The organism is Brevibacterium sp. (assembly GCF_052105255.1).
In the GTDB taxonomy this organism is placed as follows: Bacteria; Actinomycetota; Actinomycetes; order Actinomycetales; family Brevibacteriaceae; genus Brevibacterium; species Brevibacterium linens_B.
Genome location: NZ_JBQDYQ010000096.1, coordinates 1 through 7,380 on the forward strand (window position 1 = coordinate 1; position 7,380 = coordinate 7,380).

The 7,380-nt window shown below is 62.7% G+C and carries 8 protein-coding genes; 7 read left to right on the forward strand and 1 reads right to left on the reverse strand.

The annotated features are described in order from the left end of the window. Positions 1 to 905 (reverse strand): protein kinase (locus tag ACTIIH_RS15530; protein ID WP_441452757.1); only part of this gene is annotated, 905 nt, incomplete at its 3' end. 565 nt (positions 906 to 1,470) lie between these two features. Between ACTIIH_RS15530 and rpmB the strand changes: the two genes are divergently transcribed. The 7 genes from rpmB to ACTIIH_RS15565 all read left to right on the forward strand — a co-directional run. Then, positions 1,471 to 1,707, forward strand: a complete 237-nt coding sequence (gene rpmB / locus ACTIIH_RS15535; protein WP_025779147.1) for a 50S ribosomal protein L28 — start codon at positions 1,471 to 1,473, stop codon at positions 1,705 to 1,707. Beyond that, positions 1,707 to 1,874, forward strand: coding sequence for a 50S ribosomal protein L33 (gene rpmG, locus ACTIIH_RS15540; protein WP_092010042.1), 168 nt, complete (start codon positions 1,707 to 1,709; stop codon positions 1,872 to 1,874). Before rpmB ends, rpmG begins: the two co-directional genes overlap by 1 nt. 6 nt (positions 1,875 to 1,880) lie before the next feature. Further along, complete coding sequence (rpsN, locus tag ACTIIH_RS15545; protein WP_169253553.1) at positions 1,881 to 2,186, forward strand: 30S ribosomal protein S14; 306 nt, start codon at positions 1,881 to 1,883, stop codon at positions 2,184 to 2,186. A gap of 69 nt (positions 2,187 to 2,255) precedes the next feature. Next, a complete protein-coding gene (locus tag ACTIIH_RS15550; RefSeq protein ID WP_025779153.1) occupies positions 2,256 to 2,543 on the forward strand; it encodes an HU family DNA-binding protein in 288 nt (95 codons plus the stop codon). 237 nt (positions 2,544 to 2,780) lie between these two features. Beyond that, positions 2,781 to 4,838: a cytochrome c oxidase assembly protein gene (locus ACTIIH_RS15555; RefSeq protein WP_173157927.1), complete on the forward strand. Its 2,058-nt coding sequence runs from the start codon at positions 2,781 to 2,783 to the stop codon at positions 4,836 to 4,838. Positions 4,839 to 5,279: 441 nt separating this feature from the next. After that, complete coding sequence (locus ACTIIH_RS15560; protein ID WP_441091883.1) at positions 5,280 to 6,638, forward strand: MFS transporter; 1,359 nt, start codon at positions 5,280 to 5,282, stop codon at positions 6,636 to 6,638. A 194-nt stretch (positions 6,639 to 6,832) separates the two neighbouring features. Continuing rightward, on the forward strand, positions 6,833 to 7,380 hold a 548-nt coding region (locus ACTIIH_RS15565; RefSeq protein ID WP_441452758.1), incomplete at its 3' end, for an SDR family NAD(P)-dependent oxidoreductase.

The window sequence follows — 7,380 nt, forward strand, 5'->3', positions numbered from 1 at the left end:
CGCTTGGCGATGCAGTGGTTGCGGTCGAGACCCCACGAACGGCACTGGTCGAGCGCCTGATCCGGGTCGCTGTAGCCGGTGTCGACGACCGTGACCCAGTAGCTGCCGTCCTTGTACGAGGCCCAATCGCCGCTGTGGATGAGGATCGCGCCCGGATACTTGATCTTATTGGCTTCGTACTCGTTGAGGATGTCCTGCGCCGACCATGTCTTGCCGTCGGCCTTGAGGCCGACGTTCTTCGCACTCACCTGAGTCACCCACTCACCTTCGAGGGCAGCGGCTTTCTCAGTGCCTTCTTCGGTATAAGCGTCGAGCTGGTCTTCCGGACTCTTCGTCGGTTGGACCAGATCGTCGGACGGGCTGGGTGACGGGCTCTCCGGCTCACCTGATCCGACATCGACGGGGACGGTTCCCGACGAGGGAGCCAGCCACCGGATGCCGAAGAATCCCACCAGTGCCAGAATCATGAGGATGGCGATGATGACGACGGTGATCTTCAGCCCATTGCCGGACGACGATTCGCTGGGGGCGGTGGGCGGAAACTGCGGTGGAGGGGTCTGCGGTCCGTTCTGTGCCGAGCCGCCGCCGTCGTCGCCGGCGCCGCTGACGCCCGACGGCTGAGCCTGCCGAGAATTTCCATACTGATGTGGGCCGGCAGGGTGAGAATCATCGAATGGTGAGTGTCCGGCAGGCGCGAAGACATTGCCGCTGCGGGCTTTCGAGATCGACTGTTCCCCCGTGTGCCGTTCGAGGTACTCGTAGTAGGTCGAGTTGTCGAAATCGGCAGACGAACGGTCCGCTCCATTCCCGTACGTCGGGTTCTGACCAGCGGATTCACCAGAATCCTTGTGCCAGTCGTCGCTCGTCGCCGGACGAATGCGCGGCCTCTGTGGAACGTCGCTCATCAGTCCTCCCGAATGCCAGATGTGGTGGCAATCATCTACTTACCTTGGCACGAGTCGAGCAGGCGTTCAACAGGATCGCCGACAGGACGCGTTGCCGACGAAAGCCTACTGCGGAAATCACCGAGTTGGCTTGACCTCAGCTGTGAAAGTCCCTCTCGGCGTCGGTGGAGGCCGCAGAAACCACCTCGGACCGGCTGAAGTCCGTGATGAAGACACCGCCGCAGAAGCCGAGATGAATTTGCCCTCCGGCCCGCTGTCTCAGTAAGATTGATTTCTGTTGTGTCGTAGCAGGCAGGTCACCGATCGATCTGTTAGGACACGCATGGTGCTCACCCACCGCTGCACTCCAGCTTCGGCCATCTCTCACAGGCTACGGCTTCAGCGCTGGTGAGACATCTCGCCCGAACGGGCAGACCTGTTTCGGCGTACACAATTTTCACGGTGACAGTCGAGAAAATTTGTTGATGTCTTCCGACATCGGCGCAAGCGAGCGGGGAGAACACTCATGTGTGATTCCGCAGGAGCTTGTTTCGAGAGTCGGTAACTTGTGAACTGGAGGAGAGACATGGCAGCAACCTGCCAGGTAACCGGGGCCGTCCCCGGTTTCGGACACAACGTGTCCCACTCGAAGCGCCGCACGAAGCGCCGCTTCAACCCGAACATTCAGAAAAAGCGCTACTACGTTCCGTCGCTGCGCCGCAACGTCACGCTGACTCTGTCCGCTAAGGGCATCAAGGTCATCGACGCTCGCGGAATCGACGCTGTGGTCAACGAACTCATCGCCAAGGGAGTGAAGCTCTGATGGCTAAGGCACAGGATGTTCGTCCCATCATCAAGCTCAAGTCGACGGCCGGCACCGGGTACACCTACGTGACCCGCAAGAACCGCCGCAACACTCCGGACCGCATCGTGCTCAAGAAGTACGATCCCGTAGTCCGCAAGCACGTCGATTTCCGAGAGGAGCGCTGAGCGCACATGGCTAAGAAGTCAAAGATCGCAAAAGACAAGCAGCGTCGCGTCATCGTTGAACGCTATGCAGAGCGCCGCGCGACTCTCAAGCGTCAGCTGACCCACCCCGATTCCACCGACGAGCAGCGCGAAGAGGCACGCCTCGCCCTGCAGAAGCTTCCCCGCGATGCTTCGCCGGTTCGCCTTCGCAACCGTGACCAGGTCGACGGTCGTCCGCGTGGCTACCTCCGGAAGTTCGGACTCTCGCGAGTTCGTTTCCGCGAAATGGCTCACAACGGCGAGTTGCCCGGCGTTACCAAGTCGAGCTGGTAATCTCGAGGAAGTTCGTCATCGGAAAAACGGACCGGTGACCTACCGACTTGTCCTAAGGAGGACACTTTTATGGCTAAGAACCGCAGTGAGCTCGTTGCAGAAGTTGCCGAGAAGTCCGGCCTGACCCAGAAGCAGGTCTCGGACGTGCTCGATGGTGTCTTCGATGTCTTCTCCGACGTCGTGGCCAAGGGCGAAAAGCTCACCATCCCCGGCTGGCTCTCCGTTGAGCGCACCGAGCGTGCCGCTCGCAAGGGTCGCAACCCGCAGACCGGTGAAGAGATCCAGATCAAGGCCGGCTACTCCGTGAAGCTGTCCGCTGGTTCGAAGCTGAAGGGCGCCGCTGGCAGCCCGAACTGATCAACGCAGCAGCGTCGAATGGCCCGGATCGTGCGATCCGGGCCATTTGCCGTCTCTGAGCATCTTCAAGCGTCTCAGACTGCCTTCGAATATGAAAGATCGTCGTCCCGTACGACTGAACCCATCCTCGCCGAGGCGGCTCCCCGAGATCTCGACCACGAAGAGATCTCCCGGTTGGCAGTGCGCCGACGCCGAACGATATCCTTGGGTCATGTCAGAAGGGGCGGTCCGCGCGCAGTGAGTTCTACAGGAATCGAGCCGATCACACGGTTCGTGCAACGTGCCACGGTCCCCATCGTCGTCTTCCTCGGGGTGATCGCCGGTCTGGCCGCACTCTTCTTCACTGGAGCAGCCAACCCGACTCTTCTCAACGACCCCGGCTCTGTCGTCCGTTTCGGCCTTCCCGCAGCGAAGTTCGTCTTCAATATTGCGATGTCACTGACCGTCGGAGCACTCATGTTCGCCGTCCTCATCCTCCCGCGCACGGCAGGCGGTCGCGCACGCCGGCACAAGCCCACGGACGATGACGTGCCTCTCGACCCGCTGTGGACGAAGGCCATTCAGATCGCCGAATACTCCTCGGTCGTGTGGACGCTCTCTGCGGTCGCCGTGCTCGTCTTCTCATTCGTCGATACCGTGGGCGCCCAGGCCTATCTCGACTTCTCGAATCAACTCGGCGTGTTCGTCACTCAGATCGCCTACGGGCAGCTGTGGGTACTCATCGTCGTCCTCATCGCCGTCGCCTCGACCCTGTGCTTCGGCACTCGCTCCCATGTCGGCATCGCCGCCGCCGGGGTGCTCAGCGTCGCCGTGATCCTGCCCTTGGCCCTGATGGGCCACTCCGCAGAGGCCTCCGGGCATACTCAGGCCGTCAACAGCCTCGGCCTGCACATCCTCGGCGCGGTCCTCTGGCTCGGTGGGCTCTTCGTCATTGCGCTGCTGGGAACACGCCTGGCCGCTTCGAAGAACCTCAAGCCGATCGTCGAACGGTATTCGACGATCGCACTCATCTCCTTCGGTCTCATAGTCTTCTCCGGAGTCGTCAATTCGCTCCTGCGCGTGAAAGGCGTCGACGATCTGATGACCCCCTACGGGCAGGTCATCCTCGCGAAGGCGTTCGCGACCGTGCTGCTCGGTCTGATCGGATTCTGGCACCGTCAGTTCGTCATCTCGCGTTTGGGCTCTGCCGCTTCGGCGGCGGTGGAATTCTGGCGGCTCATCATCGTCGAATTCATCCTCTTCGGGGTCACGATGGGCATGGCTGTAGCTTTGGCCCGGTCGCAGCCGCCGGTGCCGCAGGAACCGGTGGGCGATCCCTCCCCGGCCGAGATCCTCACCGGTGATCCGCTGCCGCCGAAGCCGAACCTGTCCCGCTATTTCAGCCAATGGTCGATGGATCCGCTGTGGATCGCGATCGCTGTGGGCTTCTCGATCGCCTACGTCGTGGCGTTCATCAACCTCCGCCGCCGAGGCGACAAATGGCCGGTGCTGCGCCTCATCAGTTGGCTGGTGGGCATGGTCTTCCTCGTCTACGTCACCTCGGGCGGACCCCGGGTCTACGGCGAGGTGCAGTTCTCCGCGCACATGATCGAGCACATGCTCCTGGTCATGGTCGTGCCCCTGCCGCTCGTCCTCGGGGCACCGATCACGATGCTCATGCGCGGAACGAAGGCGCGCACGGACGGGTCCGCCGGCCTGCGCGAATGGGTGCTCTGGCTCGTCCATACTCCGTACCTGCGCTTCTTCGCGCACCCGATCGTGGCGAGTGTGAACTTCGCAGGCTCGCTGGTCGTCTTCTACTACTCGGGAATCATGTACTACGCGCTCGATACACATATCGGGCACGAACTGATGATCGCGCACTTCCTCGGCGCCGGATACCTGTTCGCCCAAGCCCTCATCGGCATCGATCCAGGGGTCAAGCGCCCTGTCTTCCCGATGCGGCTCGTGATGCTGCTGGTGACGATGGCTTTCCACGCCTTCTTCGGCATCTCGATCATGAGCTCGAACGTGCTCATCGCCGGTGACTGGTTCGGCAACGTCGGCGCAGGATGGGGTTATACGGCGATCGATGATCAGCAGCTCGGCGGCTCCATCGCGTGGGGCATCGGTGAGTTCCCGACCCTGTTCATCGCGATCATGGTCTGCGTCCAATGGGCGAAGTCCTCGGACCGGGAAGCCAAGCGCATCGACCGCAGCGAAGACCGCACCGACGACTCCGAGCTGCGCGCCTACAATGCGATGCTCGCCTCGATGGCCGAACGCGATGCGAAGGCGCCTCCGCGCCGGCGGTGAGTTCGGGGCGTCTCTGGTCGGTCGGCGCGGGGACCACGGTGCGGTCGGGGCGGGGACCACGGTGCGGTCGGGGCGGCCTCGGTGCGGGGACTCGTCGCGGGTAAGGGACGGCTTGTCACGCAGCGCCGATCGGGCCGCAATGGGCCTTGCGGTCGGACCGCAGCAGCATCTGCCGGCTGCACATCAGTTGCACATCCGCTGTGCACGAATATGCACCGGAAATTCTCGGATTATGGCCGGGTCGTGACTAAAAACTCTGTAACGTGGCGCACACTGATCCTTGGATGAGAAATATCCAGCGCCCGAAACACTGGGCTGAAGTAGGGGGTCGCTGGCCGCGCCGATGCGGTCTGAGTGCCCCGGGTTGTCAGCCGATCGGCGCCAGAGCAAGTCGATTCGCGCATTCAACGGTGACGCGGATTGGGGAAACGAAGGAGTCCCATGAGTTCTCAGAACAATGCTGAGAGGAAGTCGATTCGCGCCCAGCTGCGCAAGGTCGTCGCTGCCTCGATGGCCGGAACGGTTGTCGAATGGTATGAGTTCTTCCTCTACGGTTCGGCCGCCACACTGGTGTTCAACCACATCCTGTTCCCGCCGTCCGACAATCCGCTGACGCCGATCCTGGCCGGCTTCGCCACCTACGCAGTCGGATTCATCGCCCGCCCCGTCGGCGGCATCGTCTTCGGTCACTTCGGCGACAAGTACGGACGCAAGAAGCTGCTGCAGCTGTCGATCGTCCTCGTCGGTGTGGCCACGTTCCTCATGGGCTGTCTGCCGACCTTTGACCAGATCGGCTATCTCGCCCCGATCCTGCTCGTGCTGCTGCGCGTGGTCCAAGGCTTCGCCGTCGGCGGCGAATGGGGTGGCGCGGTCCTTCTCGTGGCCGAGCACGCTCCGAACAAGGAACGCGGCTTCTGGGCGTCATTCCCGCAGTCCGGTGTTCCCTTGGGCAACCTGCTCGCCACCGCTGTTCTGTTCGTCCTCACCGCAACGCTGACCGAAGAGCACTTCCTGTCGTGGGGTTGGCGTGTATCGTTCTGGCTCTCGGCCGTCATCGTTCTCATCGGCTACTACATCCGCACCCGCGTCTCCGATGCCCCGATCTTCGGCGAGGTTCAGGCCGAGGAGATCGAGGAGGGCGTCGACTACGGCGTCAAGGCCGTGTTCAAGCGCTACCCGCGTGAGGTCTTCGCCGCGATGGGCCTGCGTTTCGTCGAGAACATCCACTACTACCTCGTGGTGACCTTCTCGATCACCTACCTCGCTACGCAGGTGAAGATCGAATCCGCCGAGATCCTCGGTCTCCTCCTCGGCGCCCACGCGATCCACGCAGTCCTCGTTCCGCTCGTCGGTGCCGCCACCGACCGGATCGGACGCAAGATGCCCTACGCCGTGGGCATCATCCTGACCGCGACCTGGGGCTTCTTCGCCTTCCCGATGTATGACACCGGCAGTGCCGGCATGATCTTCCTCGCCCTCCTCACCGGTCTCGTCTTCCACGCACTGATGTACGCGGGCCAGCCGGCGATCATGTCCGAGATGTTCCCGACCCGCATGCGCAACTCGGGCGTCTCCACCGGCTACCAGGTGACGGCCATCGTCGCTGGATCCTTCGCGCCGATCATCGCCACCGCACTGCTCGACGCCTTCGGCTCCTCGGTGCCGATCGCGCTCTACCTGTTGGCCGCTGCGATCATCTCGTTCATCGCTCTGATGTTCACCCGCGAGACCAAGGGGATCGACCTGCGCTCGCTCGACCACGCAGACAAGGTGCGCCGCGGAGTCACCACGGCCAATTGAGGCCGAATGGTGACCAGGTGAGGGGGCGGTGTCGGTGAGTATCGGCACCGCCCCTTTGCCTGGCATCGAGCTGGCCTGTCGGACTGCGACATACTCTCGGCAGCCGCCACGGCGCCCACCTCGATGAATCTTCACCCTCCGCACGGCGGAATATGGACACGGACCACAGACCCGAACCACGAAAGGGACATCTCATGGGAGACCTCACCGGCAAACGCGCACTCGTCACTGGCGGCGCATCCGGTCTCGGCAAGGCGATCGTTCAGTCATTCGCGCAAGCCGGAGCCTCCGTCATCGTCGCCGATGTCGACGCCGACTCGGCACAGGCCGTTGCCGACGAGATCGGCGGTGAAGCGTGGGCAGTCAACCTGGCGGACACCTCGGCGCTGGACGGCACCGATCTCGACGTCGACATCCTCGTCAACAATGCTGGCATCCAACGGATTCACCCGATCACGGAATTCCCGCTCGAAGACTGGCGGCTGATCAACACGCTCATGCTCGAAGCACCGTTCGTGCTGACGAAAGCGGTGCTGCCGAAGATGTGCGAACGCGGCTGGGGGCGCATCATCAACCTCTCCTCCGTCCACGGGCTGCGCGCCTCGGCGAACAAGTCCGCCTACGTCGCGGCCAAGCACGGACTCATGGGGCTGACGAAAACGACCGCACTCGAAGCCGGACCCCACGGAGTGACGTGCAATGCGATCAACCCCGGCTATGTGCTCACGCCCCTGGTCAAGGG

What these genes read in the sequence shown, in the direction of transcription:
- rpsN (WP_169253553.1), top strand. Translation starts at nt 1,881, where the DNA reads ATGGCTAAGAAGTCAAAGATCGCAAAAGACAAGCAGCGTCGCGTCATC.
- ACTIIH_RS15550 (WP_025779153.1), top strand. Translation starts at nt 2,256, where the DNA reads ATGGCTAAGAACCGCAGTGAGCTCGTTGCAGAAGTTGCCGAGAAGTCC.
- ACTIIH_RS15560 (WP_441091883.1), top strand. Translation starts at nt 5,280, where the DNA reads ATGAGTTCTCAGAACAATGCTGAGAGGAAGTCGATTCGCGCCCAGCTG.
- rpmG (WP_092010042.1), top strand. Translation starts at nt 1,707, where the DNA reads ATGGCTAAGGCACAGGATGTTCGTCCCATCATCAAGCTCAAGTCGACG.
- rpmB (WP_025779147.1), top strand. Translation starts at nt 1,471, where the DNA reads ATGGCAGCAACCTGCCAGGTAACCGGGGCCGTCCCCGGTTTCGGACAC.